Below are 22318 nucleotides of genomic sequence, written 5' to 3'. Positions count from 1 at the left end.
CAGGATCCTCGTTGTGGGCGCGTAATCGAAATTTTGAAACTGCTCCTAGCCAAGCGGACTGCAAGCGGTCGGTGCTGATTAGGCGGCGATCAGGCGGCGCGGATCGACGCTCGCCCCGGCAAGGAGCGCCTCATATGCACTCACATAATCTTTGGCCATGCGGGCCACCGTGAAGCGGCGCTCGAAATATTGCCGGACATTCGCACGGCTCAGTTCCCTCACTCGATGGGCGGCCGTGGCGGCCTCCTCCACCGTCTTGACGATAAAGCCACTGATTCCGCTCGCAATCACTTCCGGCACCGAGCCGCGGTCGAAGGCGATCACGGGTGTGCCGGCCGACATTGCCTCGATCATTACCAGACCGAAAGGTTCGGGCCAGTCGATCGGGAACAGGAGCGCAAGTGCGTGCCCGAGAAAATCACACTTGGCGCTATCGTCGATCTCCCCCACGAATGTGATCAACGGGTGATCGAGCAGCGGTTCGACGACTTGAGCAAAATAACCCTGGTCCGCTGGATCGATCTTGGCGGCGATCTTCAACGGAATACCAGCGCGCTTGGCAATTTCGATGGCGCGATCAGGACGCTTCTCCGGTGAGATGCGACCCAGGAACGCGAGGTACTCGCCAGCCCGCACGCTGAGCGTACAAATCGTCGAAGGTAGCCCGTGATAGACGTTTGCGAGCCACTTCACGTTCGGCGGCATCGGGGCACGCTGGTGTTTTGAGATCGAAACCAGCGGCATTTCATCGAAAGTCCGGAACACCGGCATGAAGTCGGGAACATCAAGCCTGCCGTGTAGCGTCGTGAGGCATTTATGAGCGAGATCGCGGAACAATACGTGCTGCAAGAGATCCACGTGGAAATGAATGATGTCGAACTGATCCGCCCGCGAGCGCACCTCGTTCATCATGACGAGGTGACTGGCCACATGGTCGCGGATTCCCGACAACCTCAATCCTCGGGGAACACACGGCACGAGCTTTGCCGAAGTCATCGAGTCTCCGCTTGCGAACAACGTGACTTCGTGTCCCTGACGCACGAGTTCCTCGGTAAGCCAGAAAACAACCCGCTCGGTACCACCGTAAAGCTTGGGCGGAACTGATTCGGCCAAAGGAGCAACCTGCGCAATTCGCATCCGGAATCTCCGCATCTAGGGGAGCCTGTTGGGCGTTTAACCAGCAGACCGGAGTGGCGGTTCCAATCACATGCCCTATGTCACGGCATGCGCATGGTTTGCAGAGACAGGCGTCTGCTTGGCGCCGTTGGCGAATGTGAAAAGCGAGCCTATGTCAGCCTTAAACCTTCTGGGCTTCGGCAAGCTGGCCAAGCGGCTTACAGGACCGCCCTGACCTGAGCGGCAGAATCGCCACCCTCTGGCCCCTACAATCCAAAAACTCAAGATTGATGGAGAACAGACATGGCTGCCAAGCTGACATACGATGAGGTGAAGGTCCTGATCGGACCGGCAAACGACAAGGTTATAAGTGAGATCCTCGACACCGCCGCGACCCAAGCTGAACTGGTCGAGGCGCGCGCCTGGATTGAGAATGACGAGGTGATGCTCAACGAGGGTCGGGCGATTCCATCCGGTCGAATTGCCCGATTGGTCGAGCTTCTGAAGGCAGGCGACGAGGACCTCCCGGTCGTTCCCAAGCTTTGAGCGTCAGGCTTCGTTGCAGGGCACATTATGCGACGGGACCATGAGATCGCCCCCCGCAGGTCGCTGCGAGACTGGTTTGGCATTGGTATAACGCCGGATCATGGATGCGCAAAATTCTGCAAACTCTTCCTTCGCCTGGGGCGGGCTGGTGTGGTGCGGAGCGATTCCCCGGTGCTCCGGCGTGAAGCAGAATGTCACCGTCACGTCGAAATCTTCGAGGGCCTCCATCTGTCGATCAAACCAGTCGAGGGCGTTCGGGCGGAAGCTATCCGCCCAGGAGATGCCGGTCCGGAGATACTTGACGCCGAGGCGCTTCATCCAACCCACAGCGTCATCCAAACGCGGGTCCTGGTAATGGAACCACTGGCAGAATCCCACGTCGGGTGTGTACCTGGCAAACTCGTGCAGGGCAGGCTTGGGCGTGCCGTCTTCGCGCAAGAGCCCCATATAGAAATGCCGGAAGTAGGATGAGCCTTCCGCCTCCCGGTGTCGCGTCGTCGCTCCCCAGGCCCGCGGCAGATCGTAGAGACTGTACCAGTGGATGCGCGGTACCTTGCCGATCAAGAGTTCGGCCGTACGGTTCAGGCCCCAGACCTGGATTTCCTCCGCGCCGAAGGTCGAGATGCCGACTTCGCTGACCCAGATCGGCAGATCCGTCACCTCGCGGATCTCGTCGATCTTGGCAGGCCATTCGTCGATTTGCCAGAGGTTCCAGTCGAGCGGGAAGCCGTGCAGGGCAACGACATCCAGATGATCCAGAACGCCGCGTTCTGCCAATGTGCGCACGAAGCCCGGATCGATGGGTGAGATGCCGCCGAGGACGCGAGGCAGGCTGGAGTTTTCTGCCTCGATCGCCTGGCCGGCCGCGATGGCCATCTCCGAGAACAGCCGCCACTCGGGGTCTATCTCCGGGTCCCAATGCGACTTGTTGTTTGGCTCGTTCCAAATCATCGCGGCTTCGATCATGCGATCATTCCCTTCTCGGGTCGTGAACATGGCCCAACGATCGGCCCGCCGGCCAACCGAGCCCGACGCGCGCGCCCGCCGTGTCGGGCTCATGTGCGGCGTTGGTAAGAAGGCTCATGGCGGCGCGATAGCCGTTCAGCGTTCCGACATCGACGTATGAGTGACCCGCCTTGACGCCGAGCGCCGAACCGCCTCGCGACAGATAGGCGTTGACGAGGGTCCCGAAATACTCATCCTCGCACCGGCGTGTCAGCCAGAGTTGTCGCAATTCTTCCAGAACCCGGCCGGGCATTTTGAACGCACCCCAGATCCAGTGAGAAGCCGCGTCGACGCGCTTTACCTGGATCTCCCGTACCTGTCCGTTGTCTTCCATCACGACGGCATCGAAAACCTCCGGGTTGGGCACGGGAAACAACAAAAAGGAGAGCACGTCTTCCGGAAGCTGCTGCAACGCCTTGTCGGGAAACCAAACCGTATCCGGCAGGCCTACGATCAAGCTTTCGTCAGGCGGGATCAGAGCCGACGCGCAAAAGATGGCATCGCATAACCCGCGAGCGCTGGGTTGAATCACATAGGCGATGAACGCGTTGCCATACGCTGCGCCATAATATGCCATGATGTCGGATTTGCCGGGCGAGATGACAAAGCAGATCTTGTCGGCACCGCCATGGATCATGCGTTCGAGCAAGTACTCACTCACCGCGCATGGCCTCTCGATGCCACTTTCGAGGCGACTCCCCACGGGGAGAAGCTCTTTCGAAAATGCCAGAGGCTGGATGCGGCTCCCGTTGCCGGCGGCAGGTACTATACCCCACATGATCAAGCCTCCAGCATAGCGACGGCATCTGACGCTGACCCCGAGCGACAGTCGTCGAGCAACCGCTCAAGCTCGTTGATTCTGCACTCGGAGGTATGCTCTTGCATCGTCCTCTCATAGCCGGCTGTGGCAATGCGTTTCAGCTCGGCGTCACTGAGTTCGACAGCGGCAACCGCTTCGTCCGCCGTTCGCGCCAGAAGGATCTCCTTTCCCGGCTCGAAGAACCGGGAAAGGCCCTCCCACGTGTCCGATAGAATTGGCGTCCTGCACGCTGCGGCCTCGAACAAGCGGCCCGAGGGACACCAGCCCATCTCGGCCATTGCCTGTCGCGTCACGTTGAGCGTGAGACGTGAGGACGAAAAGAACGCCGGATGTTCCGATGGCGGCAGATGTCGCGTGAAGAAGATGTTCGGCAACCACGGGAAATCGTCCGGATACTGCGCGCCACCGACCAGAAATCGGCATTGCGGAGCAAGGCGAGCCGGCTCGATGAACAACTCGCGAAGCATCGATTGGCGATCTGCCGCATATGTTCCGAGATAGGAGAAATCGGACGTGTAACGCGGAACGGCTGCAACCCGCCGATGAAACGCCGGGTCCGCATGGCCGTACAATGGCTCGACGCGTCCTGCTCCAAGTTCGCTTCGCAGCTTCGTCAATGCGGCGCCGCCGGTGTAACTGAGCACCAGATCGAAATCACGAAGCAGCCGTGGGCCAATATAGGTGGCCGTCTCCTTGGCGCCAAGCCGCGACAAGGTCATCGGGGTGTCGAGATCATAGAATACCTTCAACGCACTGGGAGCATCGAGGACCAGCGCGGTCGCCTTGACGCCATCCGGGCAGTAGGATGTGATGACGGTCACATCAGCCTCGTCGATTTCGCGTTTTGCACGGGCGCTGATCTCGTCCCAACTGCCATAGAGCACAAGCTCGCCGCCCGGTATTTCGAACAAGTCGCGGTTCATGGCGTAGTAGGGCACATCCCGCTCGAAGAAGACGACCCGCTGTCCGCGCCGAGCGAGCGCCCGGCATAACCCGCGCCATAAAGTGGCGTGGCCGTTGCCCCACGAGGACGAGATCGTAAGCCCGAAAACGACGAGTTTCATGGCTCGACCACCTCATTCAGGCGAAGGAGCCGCGATCCCCAATCGCCCACAACCAGAGTGCTGATCGAGGCGGGATCCACGTCAAAGCGGTTATAGGCGTCGAGTGGCAATCCCAGATGGTAGAGCAACGCGCCCTTGATCACATCGCCATGGCTCACCAGCGCGATGGCCTCGCCTGAATGCCCTCTGCGCAGTTGCTCCATTGCGGTGACGATCCTGACCTGCGCTTCGAACATCGATTCACCATCCGGTGGCCGACTGACACTCCTCGCATCGTTCCAGCGTACCCAACGAGGGTCCTGCGCCAGATCCGCAAAACTCAGGCCCGTCCAAGCGCCAAAATCGATCTCGACGATTTCGTCCAAGACCTCCGCCGGCCTGCCGAGGCGTCCAGCGATAGCATTGGCGGTTTCGCGGGCGCGCTCGAGGGGGCTTGTGCGGATGCGCGCGATATTCTCGTTCGCAAGGCGCTCGGAAACCCGCTGCGCTTGCGCCCGTCCGATTTCTCCAAGCGTCAACCCTTCCAGCCTGCCGCATAGAATGGTGCCTCCGCGTTCGTGCGCCGCATGCCGCACCAGGAAGAACGTGGTGGTCACGCGGCGGCCTCCTCTTCTCCATCTCCTTCGATGAACCGGATGGTTCTCTCACGTGCTTCATGATCGGTGAATTGTCGGGGCGGCGACTTCATGAAGTAGCTGGAAGGGCCTGTGAGCGCGCCGCCGATCTTGCGGTCCATCGCAAGCTTCGCGCAACGAACCGCGTCGATGACGATCCCGGCCGAGTTGGGCGAATCCCATACTTCGAGTTTCAGCTCCACGTTCAGCGGCACCCCGCCGAATGTGGTGCCTTCCATGCGGATATAGGCCCATTTGCGGTCAGTCAGCCACGGCACGTGATCGCTCGGGCCCACATGGATGTCACCGCGCGCAAGCGGGATGTCGAGCTGGCTCGCGACCGCCTGCGTCTTGGAGATCTTCTTCGACTCGAGACGCTCCCGCTCCAGCATGTTCTGGAAGTCGGTGTTGCCTCCGAAGTTGAGCTGGTAGGTTCGATCGAGGCGCACGCCCCGTTCTCGGAAAAGGTTCGTCAGGACGCGATGCACGATGGTGGCGCCAACCTGGCTCTTGATGTCATCGCCGATGATGGGAAGTCCACGCTGTTCGAAGCGTTCTCGCCATTCTGGATTGGAGGCAATGAAAACCGGGATGCAGTTGACGAAGGCGCAGCCCGCTTCAAGTGCACGCTCCGCATACCATTCGGTCGCCTGTTGAGAGCCTACGGGCAGATAGGAAACGAGCACGTCGGTGCGCGTCTCCCGCAGGATATGAGCGACGTCCGCCACGTCTTCCGGTGACTCGTCGATCTCGTCTCGCAGGTATTTGCCCAGTCCATCGAGAGTCATTCCACGCTCGACGATGATGCCGGATCGGGGAACCGACGAGAAACGGTGTGTGTTGTTCGGCTCAGCAAAAATGGCGTCGGAGACGTCTCTTCCCACCTTGAGTGTGTTGATATCGAAAGCCGCAGAGATCTCGATGTCGCTGATGTGATAGCCGCCAAGCTCCGCGTGCATGAGGCCCGGCACCGGTTCGTTGTCTTTCGCCTCGCGATAGTAGGCCAGCCCCTGAACGAATGACGATGCGCAATTGCCAACGCCGACAACGCCTACACGAACCTTTCTCGACCTCATGGCAGTTATTCCTAAGTTAAAAACCTCGTGGCGAGCAAAAAGCCAAGCTTTGTCGGCCGGTCGACGCGGAAGAGAAGGTCATTGCCGGCGCCGAAACACTCGAGTTGCGATCTCAACATCCGAACGAGGTAAGTTGTTCCTTTTCCATGCTTTCCTGGGACCACATTCTTCTACGAGGAATGTTCATCCCAATGTTAAGTTTTGAGGAACAAAGATGATGTTGGCCGGTTTGTTCCCGAATAGCCAGACTGGATGTGAGCCTCAGAAGCAAACCAACAAGTTCGCGCGTCTCAACCGCAACAGCGTTGCCTTCATCTCCGGCACAGTCAGGGGAAATGGGCAGATCAGTGATGGATCCGGACACGCCTGTGACAGACAGGATTTGATCTGAGGAGCATGCATGAGATCACACACGGAATTCCTGAAATTTGGTGAGCTGACCGAAGATCGTTCGCCAACGCGATCAAACCGGCGTCGTGAGGAGCCTGGTTCATGAACCGTTTTAAAGGAAAGCATGTCCTTGTTGCTGGCGGTGCCGGATTCCTCGGTTCGCATTTATGCGATGCCCTTCTAAGCGAAGGCGCCCGTGTGATCGCACTCGACAACTTTATCACGGGCCGCAAACAGAACATCCATCACCTTGAGCGGGAGCCTCGCTTCGACCTTATTCGAGCCGACATCATCTCGCCTCTGCCCGTGAGCCTGCAATCGAAGCGCCGAAAGATCGATCAGATTTTCAATCTGGCCTGTGCGGCGTCTCCGCCACATTATCAGGCTAACCCCGAACACACGCTTCTCACCAGCGTCGTCGGCACACAGCGCCTGCTGTCGCTGGCGGAGACGATGGGCGCACGCTTCCTTCTCGCGTCAACAAGTGAAGTTTACGGCGATCCGGAAGTTCATCCGCAGAAGGAAAGCTATTGGGGAAACGTCAACCCGACGGGCCCGCGCGCGTGCTACGACGAAGGAAAACGGGCCGCCGAAACCCTGACGTTCGATTATGAGCGGTCTGGCCGCGTCAATGTTCGCGTGGCACGTATCTTCAACACCTACGGACCGCGCATGCGAGCGGATGATGGCCGCGTCGTATCGAACATCATCTGCCAGGCTCTCGCGGGAGACGATATCACGATCTATGGTGACGGCTCGCAAACGCGCTCATTCTGTTATGTATCGGATCTCGCGGAAGGCTTCCTTCGCCTGATGGCCTGTGAGCGCGAAATCGGCGGAGCCGTCAATCTGGGGAACTCGATCGAACTGATGGTGGGCGAACTCGCGGCGCGTATCCGAACGATGGTGGATTCATCCTCAAGGATCGTCATGCGGCCGCTGCCGGTAGACGATCCCCGTCGCCGCAGGCCCGATATCACCCGTGCCAACAAGCTTCTGGGCTGGACTCCGCAGACACCGCTTGCGGTCGGCTTGAAGGCCACCATCGCGTGGTTCGCCCATGAACGTGAGCGCGCACGCACCCAGCCCGCCGCCTCAGCTGCTCACGACGGAGCCATTCCGGCCTGATCCATCTCTCAGCAGCCTGTCTGCCGGGGTTTCGAAATGTTGGTCTACGGCGATGTGACGCGTCTGGAGACTGTAGGAAAAAAACGAGACCTCATTGAAACCGCACTCCGCGGCGTCGCGAAGCCAGGGGTGGGTATCGAGCGCCATGCCGCGCTCGTTTCAGCGTTCGTCACCGCCGGCGAACTCGTGCAGGGGATCGCCGACTTTGAGTTTCAGCGCACTGGGTTCGATGCCGTATCCGACGCGCAGGCCACCGGGATGGCATTCCTCGTCGACCTGGCGCTTCTGCTCGATCGGTCCTGGCGAAGCGGCTTCGCGCCGATCGAGTTGCCGACTTCTCTCACGCGCAGACTGGCAAGCCTGGATGGAACCGTCGCCATTTCATGCAGAAAAGCGGAAGGCTACGCGTTCTATGCGCTCTATCCGGAGGCCTACCTGCAGGCCGCCGCATGTTCGGGGCTGGGCGCCGACACTCAGGTCATCGGCATCAGAAGCATCGGGACCGGGCTTGCGGCTTTGGTTGCTGCCGGAATCGGCGCGGAGCCGCCGGTTACAGTGCGGCCGGTGGGCGATCCACGTTGCCGCGAGCTCAAAATCGGCGCTGCCCTTGCTGCCCGACTGAGAATGAATCCGAGAAGAGATTTTGCTGTCGTCGATGAAGGACCGGGCTTAACGGGAAGTTCGTTCGGCGCGGTCGCCGATTGGCTGGAGGCGAACGGGGTCGCCCGCCACTCCATTCACTTTTTTCCGAGCCACGACAACGACCTTGGGCCAAGAGCCAGTAAAGTTCATCGATCGCTTTGGGGCAGCGTCGCGCGGCACGTGGTTTCGGCTGAAGACGTTCTGCTGCGGCCACCCGGCGAATGCCGCTCTCTCGCAGAATGGCTCGAAACATTGTTGGGACCTCTCGATTGTCCCTTGCGGGACATATCTGGCGGCGCATCGCGGGCTGAGCGTTATGCCAGCACTGAAGAATGGCCCGCGTCCAATATTCAGCAGGAACGCCGAAAGTACATGGCGCGCGCAGGTGGGCAATCGTGGCTCGTCAAGTTTGCGGGGTTGGGGGAGCTCGGCGAGCAAAAGCTCCAAACGGGCCGCCTTCTTCATCACGCTGGCTTCACGCCATCGATTGCGGGCCTCCGGCACGGATTTCTTGTCGAAAAGTGGCACGAGCACGCGCCATCCCTGGATCAGGTTTCATTCGACCGCGATCGTCTCATCGAGCGGATTGGGGCGTATCTCGGATTTCGGGGCAGACATCTGGAATCAGCAGGAAGTCAGGGCGCGTCGCTGGAAGCGCTGGCCCATATGGCGGTTCACAACGCGCGCATGGCTCTTGGCGACAGCGCTGCAGATGCGCTCGCAGGTGTCCTGTGCCGATGGCCGGAACTGCAACACAAAGTCCGACCTGTCGACACGGACAACCGGATGCACGCATGGGAGTGGCTGATTGTCGATCAACAGCTGATAAAGACGGATGCACTCGATCACAGCACCGCACATGACCTCATCGGGCACCAGGACATCGCGTGGGACGTGGCCGGAGCAAGGATCGAGTTTCACCTCGCTCCCGACGAAACTAGGCGGCTATGTGCGATCGTGGAGGCCTGTTCCGCACGTGTGATCGATCCGGATGTACTCGCCTACATGCAGCCGTGTTATCTGGCATTTCAGCTGGGGGCGTTCGCCATGGCGGCCGATGCGATCAGTCCGGGTGAGGAACGCGTCCGCTTGCAGGCGATGAGCTGTCGCTACGCGGCGTTGCTCGAGGCGCAGTTGAAATCTGTCACGATCTGCCACGGCGATTAGAAGAGGGCGGTTCAACGTTTCGGAATTCGTCGCGCCCCGGACGACAAGCGCGACGGTGCCTCGTTGCTCCCTGTGTGCGACCGGCGCCCCGCGGAACGGCGGGCCGGGCTTCGAGTTAACGGGGGAGAGCCCTGAGGGGGATTTCTATCGCGAGCTCGGCGCGGCCGAAAGTGGGCAACGCGCTCCAAGAGGGGCTGACGTCTGGACGAACCGGAGCCGTCGCTATGCTCGATCTTTCTCGCTTTCGCAATCGCATGGTTGAAACTCAGCTCGCTGGGCGCGGCATACGTGACCGCAACGTTCTCGATGCCATGCGGGAGGTGCCGCGAGAGGCCTTTGTCGAGCCCGGCTTCGAGGAATTTGCCTACGAGGACGGACCTTTGCCGATCGGCGCCGGCCAAACAATCTCGCAGCCCTACATCGTCGCTCTGATGATCGAGGCAGCCGAGGTCAAACCGGGCAATCGCGTTCTCGAGGTGGGTGCCGGCTCGGGCTATGCAGCCGCAGTGATGAGCCGGATCGCCAAGACGGTCTATGCAATCGAGCGCCATCCCTCGCTGGTGGAAAGCGCGCAGCATCGCTTTGGCAGGCTCGGCTATGGCAACATCGATCTACGCGTGGGCGACGGCACGCGCGGCCTGCCTGAAGCCGCCCCGTTCGACGCCATATTGGTGGCAGCGGGCGGTCCGGATGTGCCGCGAGCGCTGAGAGAGCAATTGACCATCGGCGGCCGGATCGTCATTCCGGTGGGGCCGGGCGGCGGGCATCAAAGGCTGCTCAAGGCGACGCGCACGACCGAAACTGACTACGAGGAAGAAGATCTTGGCGCGGTCAGCTTCGTGCCGCTGATCGGTGAGCAGGGCTGGGCCGAGGGTGGCCGCCGCCGGGCCGCAAATCAGCCCGCCAATTCCCGTTACCAAAGCTTGCCAGAAATGATCGCCGACGCCGCCGAGCCGTTGCCTGAATTCAGCGATCCGGGATTTGGAGAATTGTTCGATCGCTTCGCCGACCGGCGTGTGGTGCTGCTGGGCGAGGCCAGCCACGGCACCTCGGAATTCTACCGCGCGCGGGCGGCGATCACGCGCCGGTTGATCGAGAAGCACGGCTTTACGATCGTGGCGGTCGAGGCGGATTGGCCGGATGCTGCCGCCCTTGACCGCTACGTCCGGCACCATCAGCCGTTCCGGCCCGGCCTGGAAGCTCCATTCCGACGGTTTCCCACCTGGATGTGGCGCAACACTGATGTAGACGCCTTCATCGGTTGGCTGCGAGCGCATAATGACCCGATCGAGCCGGAGCAGCGCACCGGCTTCTACGGCCTCGACATCTACAACATGAGCGCGTCCATCGCGGCGGTTCTGACCTATCTCGACCGGGTTGATCCGGAAGCAGCCGTGATCGCGCGAGAGCGTTACGGGTGTCTGACGCCGTGGCAGAAGGAGCCGTCGACCTATGGCCGCGCGGTGCTCACCTCCGGCTACGGAAAATGCGAACAGGCAGTGCTGCAACAATGCCAGGACCTGCTCCGCAAGCAGCTGGAATACGGGGAGGCCGACGGCGACAACTTTCTCGATGCAACCCAGAACGCTCGCCTGGTCGCCTCCGCCGAGCGCTATTACCGCATCATGTATTATGGCGGCGCGGAATCCTGGAACCTGCGCGACACGCATATGTTTGAAACGCTCGAGCATCTTCTGCAAGCCCGCGGCCCGCAATCGAAGGCGGTGGTGTGGGCCCATAACTCGCATATCGGCGATGCGCGCCACACGGAGATGGGGGTAATCCGGGATGAACTTAACATCGGTCAGCTCTGCCGCGAACGGTTCGGCGAGGAGGCTGCGCTGATCGGCTTCGGCACTCACACGGGCACCGTCGCGGCGGCGTCCGATTGGGACGGCGATATGGAAATCAAGCGTGTCCAGCCCTCTCACCCCGACAGTTACGAGCGGCTTTGCCACGACGCAGGTGTAACGCGCTTCCTGCTCGATCCTGGTCGACACGAAACACTTCGGCAACAGCTCCTGGAGCCGCGGCTGGAGCGTTTCATCGGCGTTATCTACCGGCCTGACACCGAGTTGATGAGCCACTACGCCGACGCTTCCCTGCCACAGCAATTCGATGCCTGGGTCTGGTTCGATGAAACCTCCGCAGTGACGCCCCTCGGCCCCAAACACGCGAAGCCGGGCCTGCCGGACACCTATCCATTCGGGCTGTGACGGCAATGCTTCGCAACATTCCATATGTGCTGAAAAAGCTTGACTGGATGCAGGCAGAGCACATTTGGCCGAACGGTCTTCGTTATCTCTGGACCGACGCTTTCGGGGTCGTGCTCTATGTCTCGCTTTACCGCGAACTTGGCGAGGAGCGCTGGTTGACCCGCGCCGAATGGCTCGTCGCCGATGTGGAGCGGGTGCTTGGCCGCCCGCGCGGATTTCGGATCGGGGAGGCGGCTGATCGTGATGGACAATACTTTCACTATCTTGCCATGTGGTTGTTTGCGCTGGCGCGGCTCGGGGACGTGAAGCCGGATTATCGCGCGCGCGGCATCGCATTGGCGCGCGACATCCATCGGGCGTTCGTGATTCCCGGACGCGGCGTCGTTTGGAAGATGACCGAAGATCTGAGCGGGCCGTATCCGGGATATGGCCTCGGTGCTATCGACGCCTATGACGGTTATGTTTCGTATCGGATGCTCGATGAGGAGGCGCTCGCGCCCGAGATCGCGCAGATGCGAATTCTGATCGAGCGCGACTGGCGCAGTCTCGATATCGAGCAGGATCTGGGTCTCGGCATGATGCTGTGGCTCGCTCATTTCTTTCCCGATGAGCCATGGGCGAAGGAGCAAACACGGCGTGCGCTTCGAACGCTGGATGGAATGTGGGTCGATCCGCCCGGCTATTTCTGTCGCGCGCCGTGGCAGCGTGCCACCAAATTCGCTTTCACCAATTACGGCGTCTCCCTGGGGCTGCAATCCGCCGATGTCTGGCCCGATCGCGTGGAGCGGCTCAACACGTATTTTGACGGTTGGCGCTCCGGTGATGAATATGACCGGGAGGCGATCACCTGGGTCATGGCGTGCACCTCGCATCTTCCGGGTCGTTTCAGCGCGCTAACGTAGATTTCCTATGAAGCCCAGTTATCCCTGAAATCGCCATAGAGCGTGAGGCCGCCATCGGCAAACAGCGTTTGCCCCGTCATGTAAGCAGCCTCATCGGAAGCCAGAAAAGCAAAGACCGGCGCAATTGCGTCGGGTGCTGCAGCGTAGCCCATGGGGATATGACGTTCAACGCCGGCGCGGTCCGCCGGATCATTGCGCCAGGAATCGTTGAGGCTGGTGAGTATCGCGCCGGGGCCTACGCCGTTCACACGAATTCCGCGGTCGGCAAATTCGAGCGCGAGCGTGCGCGTGAGATTGCCGAGCCCGCCCTTGCTCATGGAGTAGGCGAGGTAGCCGGGCTTGGGGATCACCTCATGCACGCTGGACGTGTTGATGATAACTCCGCGCGGCTCGGGACGCATCAGAAAATGACGGATGGCCGCTCGCGCGCAATAGGCGGCGCCGAGAAGATTGACGCCGATAATCCGCTCGAGTTCCGCAGCCTCGAAAACGTCTCCTGGCGTCGGCGACTGGATGCCTGCATTGTTCACCAAAATGTCGAGCCGGCCGAAAGCAGCCACGATTTCGGCCATCATGGTGTCGACCGCCGCAGCTGAACTCACGTCGGCCTCAAGGATGCGATGCGGGCGTTTGACGTGGCCGCCATTGATCGATGCTGTCGTGCACGCGTCGACGGCAAGTGCGGCTTCGTTGTCGTCGCGAACGTGGTTGATTGCCACCGTCGCACCCTCGAAAGCGAAGCGTTCGGCGACGGCGCGCCCAATGCCTCGCGATCCGCCGGTGATCAAGGCAATGCGGCCCTTCAGCCGGTCGGGATTCATGGTCTGGTCGCTTGCGCAGAGGGGCCGTGTCCGCGCCGGCTGAGCACCAGATACGCGGCAGCCGTCCAGGAGAAGGCATCGCCACCCAGACCCTCACCTGTGGTCGGGTCGAAATACTCGCAGAACCCGCTCCGCTCGATCGCGCTGACAGTCGATTGTTCGATTTGTCGGGCAAGCTCCAGTGCGCCGTTCATACGCAGTCCGTCGGCGAGTAGCCAATTGACGACTGCCCAAACCGGTCCGCGCCAGTATCGCTTAGGCTCGAACGCTTGCGAATAGGGAGCGGTCGACGGCAGCCCGACAACCATCCCCTCGAGCCACCGCTTGATCTCGGCCTCCACCGCTTGAAGCTGGGTATGGTCCACGTGCAGGGCCACGAGCGGCATGAAGCAGGCTTGTGTCGGCGCCCCGACATCCTCGCCGGAGACGAGATCGAGCGACACGAAGCGCGCGAGGTCCGGCCGCCAGCGGCCGGCAAGGCCTGTGGTGAGCGCGTGATGCATGCTGGCAAGCTCTGCACGTTCCCCTTCAAGGCCGAGCGCCTCCGCCAGATAAATGAGATCGGCGGTCGAGCGGGCGAGAATTCCGGTCATCTGCACGTCGGCGATCTTGAACGGCGCAACCGCCCATTGCCGCGCCGGCTCCCAGCCGCAGTCGCGGTAGACATCGACGAGGTGAATGAAGCGCTGGTAATCCTCATCGCGCGGGCGCATGGCAGGATCGACATGCCCCGTATCCTTGCGACGGATCGCGGTGGTCGTGGTGGGAGGAACGCGCGCCAGAGCCTCGTCCCAGGCCGGCGAGTTGTCGCTTCCGCTTTCCCAGGGATGAAGGATCGAGACAAGGCCGAGACCATGCGGATCGCGGGCGCTGAGCCACCAGCGATGGGAGCGCAAGGCTGCTTGAAAAAGCGCGAGCGTCCGATCCGCCGCATCCGGCCGGCCGGCGGCCACCGCCGCGTCGTGCACATGGCGCAAGGCCATGCCGAAAACCGGCGGCTGGGTGATTCCGGAGGTCGCAATCCGGTGTCGCGTTCCCCAAACCTCCGGGCCGGGAAAATAAGTGTCGCTCGGAGCATGAAACACGATGTGCGGAATCATTCCGTCATCCCATTGCCCCTCCACAAGCCGCTCGAGCTCGCGATAGGCGCGGTCGATGTCGAAAATGGCAAATCCCATTGCCACAAAGGCCGAATCCCAATTCCACTGAAAGGGATAAAGCCTGTCTGTCGGAACCGTGTAGCCGCCGCGGTCATTCCGCGCCAGGACTGCGCGCGCAGCCTCGTCCATGTCGGGCTTGGTCATATGATCCATGATGGCTCCATTCAGGCTCGGACGACGGCGCGGCCAGTGGCGCCGTCGATCCATGTCAGGCGGGAGGGGTCGACAGTCAGGCCGACGCGCTCGCCGGCCGCCACCTTGGCGGTCGGGGGAACGACGATCCTTGTGAGTTGCCCATCGATGGACCCGGTGAGCAGGAGGTGCGACCCCATGGGCTCCACCACCCGGACATCAAAGCCGATACCGGATCCAATGGGCGCAAGGCTCGCATCCTCGGCTCGCAACCCGATTTCCATTTCGGAGCTCGCAACCGGGCAGGGCAGGGTGATGTTGCCGATGCGCGCGGCACCCTCGGAGCACGCCACCCTGATGAAGTTCATCGGCGGACTGCCGAGGAACCCGCCCACGAAGCGGGTGCCAGGCGTCGCATAGACCTCAAGCGGCGTGCCGATCTGTTCGATCTTGCCGCCATACATCACTGCGATACGATCGGCGAGACCCATGGCTTCCGTCTGATCGTGGGTCACATAAATCGTAGTCGTGCCGGCTTCGCGCAGCACCGCCTTCAACTCGGTGCGCAGTTCGAGCCGGAGGAGCGCATCGAGATTCGACAGAGGCTCGTCCATGAGCAGCACAGCGGGTTCGACGGCGAGCGCGCGGGCGACCGCCACGCGTTGGCGCTGGCCGCCCGAGAGCTTGGCGGGATAGCGATCGAGGTAGCTCTCGATGTGGAGCAGCGCGGCTGAGCGCCCCACCTTCCGCTTCACCTCGGCCTCGCTCGTTTTCTGCATTCGCAGACCGAATGCGACGTTCTCGAACACCGTCATGTGCGGGAAGACAGCATAATTCTGGAACACCATGGCGAGGCCGCGCTTGCGGGGCGGGAGCTCGCTCACGTCCCGTCCTCCGATGACAACGCGTCCGGAATTCTGGGTCTCCAACCCGGCGATGATGCGCAAAAGCGTTGTCTTGCCACAACCTGACGGACCGAGTAGGGCCACGAACTCGCCGTCGCGCGCGTTCAGCGAAACCTCCTTCAAGGCGCGAAAGGAGCCGAATTCCTTAACCACCCGATCGATCACGATATCAGCCATCGAGGCGCTCCGTTACTTGCTGGCAATGCCCCACACCGCAAACAGATATTTCCTGATGGCGAAGATGAAGAGCACGGAGGGAAGAATGAGGATGAAGCCGCCCGCAAACCGATAATGGAGCGGGCTCTCGGAGAGGATCTTCAGAAGGTAAGCCGTCAGCGTCCTCTCGCGCACGGTCAGGATCGACGCGGCGAAAACCTCGTTCCACGAAATCACGAAAGCGAAGATCGCCGTTGCCGCAAGGCCAGGCAGGGCGAGAGGTAGAACCACTTTCAGGAAGGCCTGAAAGCGGGTGCAGCCAAAGACCCATGCGGCCTCCTCATATTCGCGCGGAATTCCCATGAAAAGGCTTTGAGTCACCAAGACCGCGAAGGGCAACGCAAGAACCGTGTGGATGAGAGAAACGCCGAACGGCGTGTCGTAGAGGCCCATGCGGATGAACGAGACCGTCAGCGGCAGAGCCAGAATCGCGAGCGGGAAGGCGCGGGTCAAAAGGACGAGCAGGCGATAAACGTTCTGCCCCGGAAACGTGTAGCGCGCCAGCGCGTAGCCTGCCGGTGCGCCAAGAGCGACCGACAACAACACCGTCGACCCCGCGGCGATGAGCGAGTTGATCAGCGCGTTGAACACACCCTCGATCGCAAGGAATTGCAGCATCGGCGCAAGGGACAGGTCGGTCGGCCAGATCGACTTTGGCCACCGGAAAACTCCGAGCCGGCCGCCGAAGGCGCCGAGCGCGACGAAATAAATTGGAACCAGCACCCACGCCAGGAGCACCGCAAGGCCTGTCCAGAGGAGCAGCCGCCGCGCGGAAGGAAGAGTCAGGCCGCGGCTCGGCGCCGGTTCCCGAAGTTCGGATGCACTGACGGTCATGGGAGCTGCTCCGGCCGGGTCTTCAAGACGCGCAGATACACGGCGGTGGCGGCAAGCGAGATCCCCATGATGAGAACCGCATAAGCTGCTGCGACCCCGTAGTTCTGGTTTTCGTTCTGCCAAGTGTAGGCTTCCCCGGCGAGAACGGGGAAGTTGCGTCCACCGAGCGCGTAGACAACCGCGAAGACTTCGAAGGCAAGCACGGTCCGCAGGATGAGGGCGGATTGCAGGCTCGGCTTCAGCAGCGGAAGGGTAATTTTGCGGAATCGCGTCCAGGGTTTGGCGCCGAAAATCTCCGCAGCCTCGGCGAATTCTTTCGGAATAAGCTGAAGTCCGGCGATCAGGATCACCAGGACGATGGCGGTCGCGCGCCAGATTTCGGCGAGAACGATGGCGGCGAAGAGGCTCCAGGGCGTCTCTTGGGAAAGCCATCCAACCGGACCCGAAATCAGGCCGAGTGCGTACAATGCGGAATTCAAGTAGCCCGTGTTCTGGAGCAGGGCGAGCCAGGCAAGGCCCGCCGCGAGATCCGAAATTCCGAGTGGAATCGTGAGAATCCAGAGCGCCAGATCGCGTCCTTTTTCGAGTTTCGACACCATGGTCGCCATGGCCAACGCAAGCGCGACCTGAATCGGCACAACGACAAGCGTCAGCAGGAAGGTGTTGCGAACGGCGAGAGAGAAATTCAGATCGCCGGTCATCCGCTCGTAATTGGCGAGCGTCAGGCCGTCGGCTGTGGCAAACGAAAGCCAGATGGTCTGGACGAGCGGCACGAGAAAAAGCGCGCCGAGAAATGCGACCGATGGCGCGATGAGCGCGTAGGGAATCCAGGATGTACGCGCGGGCATGGGACCGCTCCGACCACGAGAGTGAAACTCGGCGGAGACAGGTCCGCCGAGTCTTTGGGATCAATCAATTGACGGGGCAGGGGCCCTGGCTTGGCTTGTCCGGCGCCCAGCACGGCGCGCCGGTATCCTTCATCAAGGTCGCGAGAACATTCGCTTGATCCGCCAGCACGGTCTTGACCGGCTCGTTGCGCAGCACGATGCGCTGGAAGGTGTCGCTATAGACCTTGTTGAACTCGCCGCCCTTGGCGCCGAGGCCGACAGGGAGCAGCGACACAAGCGCGTCCTTCGCGCCTTGCGTCGCCGCCACTGCACCGGCGAGGAGCTTGATGCCGGGCGCGAGGTTTGGCGGCAGATCCGCCTTGACGACCGGGAAGAAGCCGACTTCGGTGGCGGTCAGAAGTTGTGTTTCCGGCTTGGTCATGTGCTCGATCACCGCCACCGCTCCTGCGCGATCCGGCGCATCCTTCGGAATGGCGAGGCCCGCGATCACCGGCATATAGCCGCGGCCCTTCGGTCCGGCTGGCGCCGGGAACGCCACGAACTGGTCGGGCTGTAGCGTCAGCGCCTCCTTGACGCGCGCGATGTGATCCCAGGCGATCCAGACTTCGCCCGCGAGCAGCGGCTCCTGCATGAAATTGTAGTTGGTCGAGTTGGGGCTCGACACGGCCCACAATTCCTTCATGGCATTCCAGCCGGCCTCCGCATCCGCCGACTTGAACGTCGACACCACGCCGCCTGTGAAGGACGGATAAAAATAGCCCTGGAAAAAGCGCGGCATCAGGCCTGTCGGACCGGCGGGAAACCCGAGCCGGCGCTGCCCGGTGCGGTCGACGATATTCTTCGCCCATTGCTGCAACTGCGCATAGGTCAGCGTGTTCACATCCGCGCCCGCGGGCAGGAAGGGCAAGGCCTGCTTGTTGGCGACCATCACGTAGGTTGCCTGCATCCACGGGATATATTGCTGCTGGGCCGTTCCGAGCTTCCCGAGATCCATCAGGCTTGCCGGAATACCGCGATTGGCGACTTTCGCCACCACATCGTCGATGGGTTGGAGATCGCCCGGCACGTGCGGCTGGAGTTCGCCGTGCAGGGCGCCGACCACGCTGATGGTGCGCTTGCCGGCCTGCGTCTCCGCCTTCAGGCGAACGGCGAAGGGCGACGGTTCGTCGACCACGTAAGTGACCTTGCCGGGAATGCCCTTCAGCAGGACGTCGCGAACCTTGCTCGCCTCTTCGATGGGACGAAGCTGCGTCGAGTAGAAGATCGTCTCTTGCGCCTGCGCTGCGGATGACCCTGCGAGAAGGGTGGCCGCGAGGGCGATGATGCGGAAAGTCACCTGTCTGGTCATGTGTTTCCTCCGGTGGTCCCTGTTTTTGCGCCGCTCGACCCGGGTCCGAGAGGACGAGCGGCTCTCAACTTCAGTTCGGCCTTCCGTGCGTCGCCCGTGGAACCTGCCGAACCGGCAGAATGGTCTGCAGGTCGCGCGGATCGCGGCCGCCCAAGCGGGCGATCAGCATTTCGGCGAGCTGGCACCCCACATCGGGGGCGGCGATCTCCATCGTCGAGAGCGGCGGGTCGGTAAAAGCGGCCGACGGAAGATTGTCGTGGCCAATCACCGCCACGTCGCGCCCGGCGACCAATCCGCATTCCTTCAACGCGCTCAACGCCCCGATCGCGATGCTGTCCGTCGCGCAGAGGAGCCCCGTCGGCCGTGAAGGTTGCTGCAAGAGCCACCGGGTCGCCTCGTAGCCGCCGATCTCGGTCGGTCGCGCGGCGCATTCAAGGGCTTCCGGCAGGTTTTCGTGCGCGAGACCGGCGTGCCAGCCGATCCGGCGCAGGTGTGCAAAGGTCAGATCCTGCGGCGCCGAAATATGGGCGATCCGGCGATGACCAAGGCTGGCCAGCAATCGGGTCGCCTCGCGGAAGCCTGCCTCGCCGTCGCCGTCGATGAAGGCATGTTCGTGAGCGCGCGCTGTGCGTCCGTGCGTAACGAAGGGGATTGCGCGTTCCTTGAGGAAGGCCACGCGCTCATCCTCCAACCGGGTGCGCACGACGATGATGGCGTCCGCCCGTCCGCCATCCACCAATCGCCGATAGGTCTCCATCTCCGCCGCTCGACCGGCGGTCGGCAGCAGCATCAGATCGAGCCCCTCTTCGGCGAGCCTCTGGCTGCAGGCCGCAAGCATATTCAGGAAAACAGGAGGGCCGAAGCGGCCGGGCTCCATGGGCAGAGTCACGGCGACCGTCTCAGCCTTTCGGCGTCTCAAGCTGCGCGCTGCGGAGTTTGGACGGTAATTGATCGCATGGGCGGCTGCCCGAACGCGTTCGCGCGTGACGACCGCCACATCCGAGTACCCGTCCAGCGCGCGAGACACCGTGGTGATCGAGAGACCCAAGGTCTGCGCGAGTTGCTTCAGGTTCGACATCATGCGACCCCCGAAGCCCAGTGCATCCGAAACGTTTTGGAAAGTCAATAACGTTGTGTTTGCGCATGGAACAGCCCGGAGCCATGAGGCGGGACTTTACGAAAGGTAATGTGTGGCGCATGAAGCGCCTACGGATCGCCGAGCGGAGGACGATTCCAGCGCAAGGCGGCGATAATCTGGAGACAGGGGTTTTTACCCCGCTGCAATCCGGATGTCGGCAGCCGCAAGCGAACGGGTTACGTCTGGCGAGTCTCACCTCATGAGCCTACGATATGTCACGCAACAGGCGGCAGGGTGTAGCAAAACGGTTCGCTGTGATGAGCGGCGAGCTTGTTCGCCAAGCTCGCACCCGACACCTTGCGCTTCCGCTATGCCGCCTCCGTGTTCTCTGATAGCCTTCGTGGATCAAGCATGAGCAAGATACATTCAGCAAGCGGCGCCAAGATTACATCTGTTTCGACGTTTCTCGTCGCGCCGTCGGTTATTCTCAGAACCGGAATCCAACATTATCTTCGCGGCACACGATTCAAAGTTGCCGCATCCGTCTCCTCGTACGACGAAATTCCACAGATGGACGTTGCTCCTGAGCACGCGGCGCTCCTTCTGATTGACGGAACCGTCGGTCATGCTCAGGCAGTGCGGGATATGAAGGCCTTTCGGAGCTTGCACGCGGGCGGCCGTGCGGTAATGTTCGCGGACAGCTACGAGCCGCAAAACCTGATGGCAGCTCTCGACGACGGCGCCGATGGTTATCTTACGACCTCCGTTTCACAGGAGGCGCTGGTGCTCTATCTTTCACTCACGATGTTGGGTGAACTGATGGTTCCTGCGCCGGCCGTCGAGTCGTTGCGAAAGACCGTTCAGCTCTGGCATTCCGCGGAAATAGAAGTGCCAGAAAAGTCTTCGACCGAGCCGTGGGACGGGCATGATCGGCGCAAGCCTCAGGGTCTCTCGTTCCGCGAAGCTTCGATTTTGCGCTGCCTTATGGATGGCGAGTCGAACAAGGTGATCGCTCGAAAATGTGACATCACCGAAGCCACCGTCAAGGTCCACATCAGAGCCATTCATCGCAAGATCAACGTAAAGAACCGGACCCAAGCTGCATTATGGGCGACCGCCCACCTCGATCGGGTCGAACGGCGTATGAAACATCAAACTTAGCGCTTACGGACCTGTCGATCGCGGGGCCTCGCAAAGCCATTTGCAAAGACATCGACCGGATCTCCACACGAAGACGATCCGCTCCGGGCTGCCCGACGATGTGGATGCTCTCCCACGCTCGCCGGCTAGTCTGTCGCGGTTGGATCCAGAGAGGGAAAATCGGGCGCGTCTCGATCGTCCGTGATGCGCGTTGTCTCGAATGCCCGCATCAACACCTCGTCGGTGAACATGGCAATGAAGGCGTCTGCGGTGCGGGAGAGGGGCATTCCGGGCAGCGTGGCGATGCCGTAATCGGAAGGATGCGCAGGCCGGAACGGTCGCAGCGCGATGGGAAGTGAGTGGAAGGAGCTGGCGATCAGACCCGGCACAATGGCGATGCCGAGACCCGACGCGGCGCAGGCGCAGGCCGCCTCCACCGAGTGAACCTCGATGCGGCACCGATAGGGTACGCGCGAAGCACGCAGTTCATCCTCCAGCTCGTGGCGACCGGAACGCTGCCGCCGGAGCAGGATCAGGTCGGTTCCGGCCAGATCCTCCAAGGTGACCACGTCCTTCCTGGCCAGGAGATGATCTTTTGCCATCACGCAGGCGATGTTGCCGCGCAGGACCGGGCGGATATCGAATCCCTGATCCTCGGTGGGCAGCCGCACGAAGCCGAGATCGGTGCGCCTTGCCTGCACCATCTGTTCGATCGACCCGTAAGGGCCGGCCAGGACTTCGACGAGGACCCGCGGCCTCTCGGCGAGAAAGCGGGCGAGGACGCCCGGCAGCACGGTCGTCGTCATGCTGTGGGGAAACGCCACCCGCAGCAGGGTATCGCTGCCAAGCCCCGATTTGAGATCGGTCACCTTGCGCTTCACCCGTTCGAGAACGTCGGTCAGTTCCTCGACCTCGGGCACCAGGGCGCGAGCCTCGGGGCGCGGGATGAGGCGGCCCTTGTCGCGGATGAAGAGCTCGAAGCCGATATCGGTCTCGAGCGCGGTGAGGTGGCGGCTGATGGCGGATTGCGAGAGCTGCAGGATCGCCGACGCGCCCACCGTCGAGCCGGAGGCCATGACGGCCTTGAGGACTTCAAGCTGTTTCAGATTCATTGGCGAGGCGCTCCGGCAACCGCCTTTTACTGCATTTC

20 protein-coding genes are annotated in these 22318 nt (G+C 61.6%); 6 read left to right on the top strand and 14 right to left on the bottom strand.

Features of this window, described 5'->3' with window-relative positions:
* Positions 1-78 precede the first annotated feature (78 nt).
* Positions 79-1137, bottom strand: a complete 1059-nt coding sequence (locus FEZ63_RS22670) for a glycosyltransferase family 4 protein (protein WP_150949163.1) — start codon at positions 1135-1137, stop codon at positions 79-81.
* A 282-nt stretch (positions 1138-1419) separates the two neighbouring features.
* Here FEZ63_RS22670 and FEZ63_RS22665 point away from each other — a divergent pair, with 282 nt between their 5' ends.
* On the top strand, positions 1420-1662 hold the full coding sequence (locus FEZ63_RS22665; RefSeq protein ID WP_150949159.1) for a hypothetical protein: 243 nt from the start codon (positions 1420-1422) through the stop codon (positions 1660-1662).
* A gap of 3 nt (positions 1663-1665) precedes the next feature.
* Here FEZ63_RS22665 and FEZ63_RS22660 read toward each other — a convergent pair whose 3' ends face one another.
* The 5 genes from FEZ63_RS22660 to FEZ63_RS22640 are packed head-to-tail and all read right to left on the bottom strand — an operon-like array spanning position 1666 to position 6241.
* Positions 1666-2628 carry a glycoside hydrolase 5 family protein gene (locus FEZ63_RS22660; RefSeq protein WP_244622945.1) on the bottom strand — a complete coding sequence of 321 codons (963 nt, stop codon included), beginning with the start codon at positions 2626-2628 and terminating at the stop codon, positions 1666-1668.
* A gap of 4 nt (positions 2629-2632) precedes the next feature.
* On the bottom strand, positions 2633-3445 hold the full coding sequence (locus FEZ63_RS22655; RefSeq protein WP_150949156.1) for a sugar phosphate nucleotidyltransferase: 813 nt from the start codon (positions 3443-3445) through the stop codon (positions 2633-2635).
* A 2-nt stretch (positions 3446-3447) separates the two neighbouring features.
* Positions 3448-4551, bottom strand: coding sequence for a CgeB family protein (locus FEZ63_RS22650; RefSeq protein ID WP_150949154.1), 1104 nt, complete (start codon positions 4549-4551; stop codon positions 3448-3450).
* Positions 4548-5147, bottom strand: coding sequence for a histidine phosphatase family protein (locus FEZ63_RS22645; RefSeq protein WP_150949151.1), 600 nt, complete (start codon positions 5145-5147; stop codon positions 4548-4550). Before FEZ63_RS22645 ends, FEZ63_RS22650 begins: the two co-directional genes overlap by 4 nt.
* Complete coding sequence (locus tag FEZ63_RS22640; RefSeq protein ID WP_150949148.1) at positions 5144-6241, bottom strand: inositol-3-phosphate synthase; 1098 nt, start codon at positions 6239-6241, stop codon at positions 5144-5146. The genes FEZ63_RS22645 and FEZ63_RS22640 overlap by 4 nt, the downstream gene beginning before the upstream one ends.
* A gap of 492 nt (positions 6242-6733) precedes the next feature.
* Between FEZ63_RS22640 and FEZ63_RS22635 the strand changes: the two genes are divergently transcribed.
* The 4 genes from FEZ63_RS22635 to FEZ63_RS22620 all read left to right on the top strand — a co-directional run bounded on the left by FEZ63_RS22635 (position 6734) and on the right by FEZ63_RS22620 (position 12686).
* A complete protein-coding gene (locus FEZ63_RS22635) occupies positions 6734-7759 on the top strand; it encodes a UDP-glucuronic acid decarboxylase family protein (protein WP_150949145.1) in 1026 nt (341 codons plus the stop codon).
* A 36-nt stretch (positions 7760-7795) separates the two neighbouring features.
* Positions 7796-9568: a hypothetical protein gene (locus tag FEZ63_RS22630; protein ID WP_150949143.1), complete on the top strand. Its 1773-nt coding sequence runs from the start codon at positions 7796-7798 to the stop codon at positions 9566-9568.
* 224 nt (positions 9569-9792) lie between these two features.
* Positions 9793-11784: a protein-L-isoaspartate(D-aspartate) O-methyltransferase gene (locus tag FEZ63_RS22625; RefSeq protein ID WP_150949139.1), complete on the top strand. Its 1992-nt coding sequence runs from the start codon at positions 9793-9795 to the stop codon at positions 11782-11784.
* Positions 11785-11789: 5 nt separating this feature from the next.
* Positions 11790-12686, top strand: coding sequence for a hypothetical protein (locus FEZ63_RS22620; RefSeq protein ID WP_150949136.1), 897 nt, complete (start codon positions 11790-11792; stop codon positions 12684-12686).
* Between the two features lie 5 nt (positions 12687-12691).
* On the opposite strand, the gene FEZ63_RS22615 is transcribed toward FEZ63_RS22620, so the two are convergent.
* The 7 genes from FEZ63_RS22615 to FEZ63_RS22585 form a co-directional block, all read right to left on the bottom strand.
* The gene (locus tag FEZ63_RS22615) at positions 12692-13507 is read right to left on the bottom strand and encodes an SDR family oxidoreductase (RefSeq protein WP_150949134.1); all 816 of its coding nucleotides are present in this window, start codon (positions 13505-13507) and stop codon (positions 12692-12694) included.
* Positions 13504-14820, bottom strand: a complete 1317-nt coding sequence (locus FEZ63_RS22610; RefSeq protein ID WP_244622944.1) for an MGH1-like glycoside hydrolase domain-containing protein — start codon at positions 14818-14820, stop codon at positions 13504-13506. The genes FEZ63_RS22615 and FEZ63_RS22610 overlap by 4 nt, the downstream gene beginning before the upstream one ends.
* An 11-nt stretch (positions 14821-14831) precedes the next feature.
* A complete protein-coding gene (locus FEZ63_RS22605) occupies positions 14832-15881 on the bottom strand; it encodes an ABC transporter ATP-binding protein (RefSeq protein ID WP_150949131.1) in 1050 nt (349 codons plus the stop codon).
* A gap of 12 nt (positions 15882-15893) precedes the next feature.
* Complete coding sequence (locus FEZ63_RS22600; RefSeq protein WP_150949128.1) at positions 15894-16754, bottom strand: carbohydrate ABC transporter permease; 861 nt, start codon at positions 16752-16754, stop codon at positions 15894-15896.
* On the bottom strand, positions 16751-17602 hold the full coding sequence (locus FEZ63_RS22595; protein WP_150949125.1) for a carbohydrate ABC transporter permease: 852 nt from the start codon (positions 17600-17602) through the stop codon (positions 16751-16753). Before FEZ63_RS22595 ends, FEZ63_RS22600 begins: the two co-directional genes overlap by 4 nt.
* A 64-nt stretch (positions 17603-17666) precedes the next feature.
* On the bottom strand, positions 17667-18950 hold the full coding sequence (locus FEZ63_RS22590) for an ABC transporter substrate-binding protein (RefSeq protein ID WP_150949122.1): 1284 nt from the start codon (positions 18948-18950) through the stop codon (positions 17667-17669).
* A gap of 70 nt (positions 18951-19020) precedes the next feature.
* Complete coding sequence (locus FEZ63_RS22585) at positions 19021-20028, bottom strand: substrate-binding domain-containing protein (protein WP_150949494.1); 1008 nt, start codon at positions 20026-20028, stop codon at positions 19021-19023.
* 330 nt (positions 20029-20358) lie between these two features.
* Between FEZ63_RS22585 and FEZ63_RS22580 the strand changes: the two genes are divergently transcribed.
* On the top strand, positions 20359-21189 hold the full coding sequence (locus tag FEZ63_RS22580) for a response regulator transcription factor (protein ID WP_150949118.1): 831 nt from the start codon (positions 20359-20361) through the stop codon (positions 21187-21189).
* Between the two features lie 125 nt (positions 21190-21314).
* Here FEZ63_RS22580 and FEZ63_RS22575 read toward each other — a convergent pair whose 3' ends face one another.
* Positions 21315-22280 carry a LysR family transcriptional regulator gene (locus FEZ63_RS22575; protein ID WP_150949114.1) on the bottom strand — a complete coding sequence of 322 codons (966 nt, stop codon included), beginning with the start codon at positions 22278-22280 and terminating at the stop codon, positions 21315-21317.
* Positions 22281-22318: the final 38 nt, after the last annotated feature.

It is taken from the genome of Microvirga brassicacearum, from assembly GCF_008757455.1.
In the GTDB taxonomy this organism is placed as follows: Bacteria; Pseudomonadota; Alphaproteobacteria; order Rhizobiales; family Beijerinckiaceae; genus Microvirga; species Microvirga brassicacearum.
This window is presented reverse-complemented; position numbering and strand designations above follow the sequence as displayed.

Coding starts and splice junctions, on each gene's coding strand:
- FEZ63_RS22670 (WP_150949163.1), bottom strand. CDS start 1,137: ATGCGAATTGCGCAGGTTGCTCCTTTGGCCGAATCAGTTCCGCCCAAG.
- FEZ63_RS22665 (WP_150949159.1), top strand. CDS start 1,420: ATGGCTGCCAAGCTGACATACGATGAGGTGAAGGTCCTGATCGGACCG.
- FEZ63_RS22660 (WP_244622945.1), bottom strand. CDS start 2,628: ATGATCGAAGCCGCGATGATTTGGAACGAGCCAAACAACAAGTCGCAT.
- FEZ63_RS22655 (WP_150949156.1), bottom strand. CDS start 3,445: ATGTGGGGTATAGTACCTGCCGCCGGCAACGGGAGCCGCATCCAGCCT.
- FEZ63_RS22650 (WP_150949154.1), bottom strand. CDS start 4,551: ATGAAACTCGTCGTTTTCGGGCTTACGATCTCGTCCTCGTGGGGCAAC.
- FEZ63_RS22640 (WP_150949148.1), bottom strand. CDS start 6,241: ATGAGGTCGAGAAAGGTTCGTGTAGGCGTTGTCGGCGTTGGCAATTGC.
- FEZ63_RS22635 (WP_150949145.1), top strand. CDS start 6,734: ATGAACCGTTTTAAAGGAAAGCATGTCCTTGTTGCTGGCGGTGCCGGA.
- FEZ63_RS22630 (WP_150949143.1), top strand. CDS start 7,796: ATGTTGGTCTACGGCGATGTGACGCGTCTGGAGACTGTAGGAAAAAAA.
- FEZ63_RS22625 (WP_150949139.1), top strand. CDS start 9,793: ATGCTCGATCTTTCTCGCTTTCGCAATCGCATGGTTGAAACTCAGCTC.
- FEZ63_RS22620 (WP_150949136.1), top strand. CDS start 11,790: ATGCTTCGCAACATTCCATATGTGCTGAAAAAGCTTGACTGGATGCAG.
- FEZ63_RS22615 (WP_150949134.1), bottom strand. CDS start 13,507: ATGAATCCCGACCGGCTGAAGGGCCGCATTGCCTTGATCACCGGCGGA.
- FEZ63_RS22610 (WP_244622944.1), bottom strand. CDS start 14,820: ATGGATCATATGACCAAGCCCGACATGGACGAGGCTGCGCGCGCAGTC.
- FEZ63_RS22605 (WP_150949131.1), bottom strand. CDS start 15,881: ATGGCTGATATCGTGATCGATCGGGTGGTTAAGGAATTCGGCTCCTTT.
- FEZ63_RS22600 (WP_150949128.1), bottom strand. CDS start 16,754: ATGACCGTCAGTGCATCCGAACTTCGGGAACCGGCGCCGAGCCGCGGC.
- FEZ63_RS22595 (WP_150949125.1), bottom strand. CDS start 17,602: ATGCCCGCGCGTACATCCTGGATTCCCTACGCGCTCATCGCGCCATCG.
- FEZ63_RS22590 (WP_150949122.1), bottom strand. CDS start 18,950: ATGACCAGACAGGTGACTTTCCGCATCATCGCCCTCGCGGCCACCCTT.
- FEZ63_RS22585 (WP_150949494.1), bottom strand. CDS start 20,028: ATGTCGAACCTGAAGCAACTCGCGCAGACCTTGGGTCTCTCGATCACC.
- FEZ63_RS22575 (WP_150949114.1), bottom strand. CDS start 22,280: ATGAATCTGAAACAGCTTGAAGTCCTCAAGGCCGTCATGGCCTCCGGC.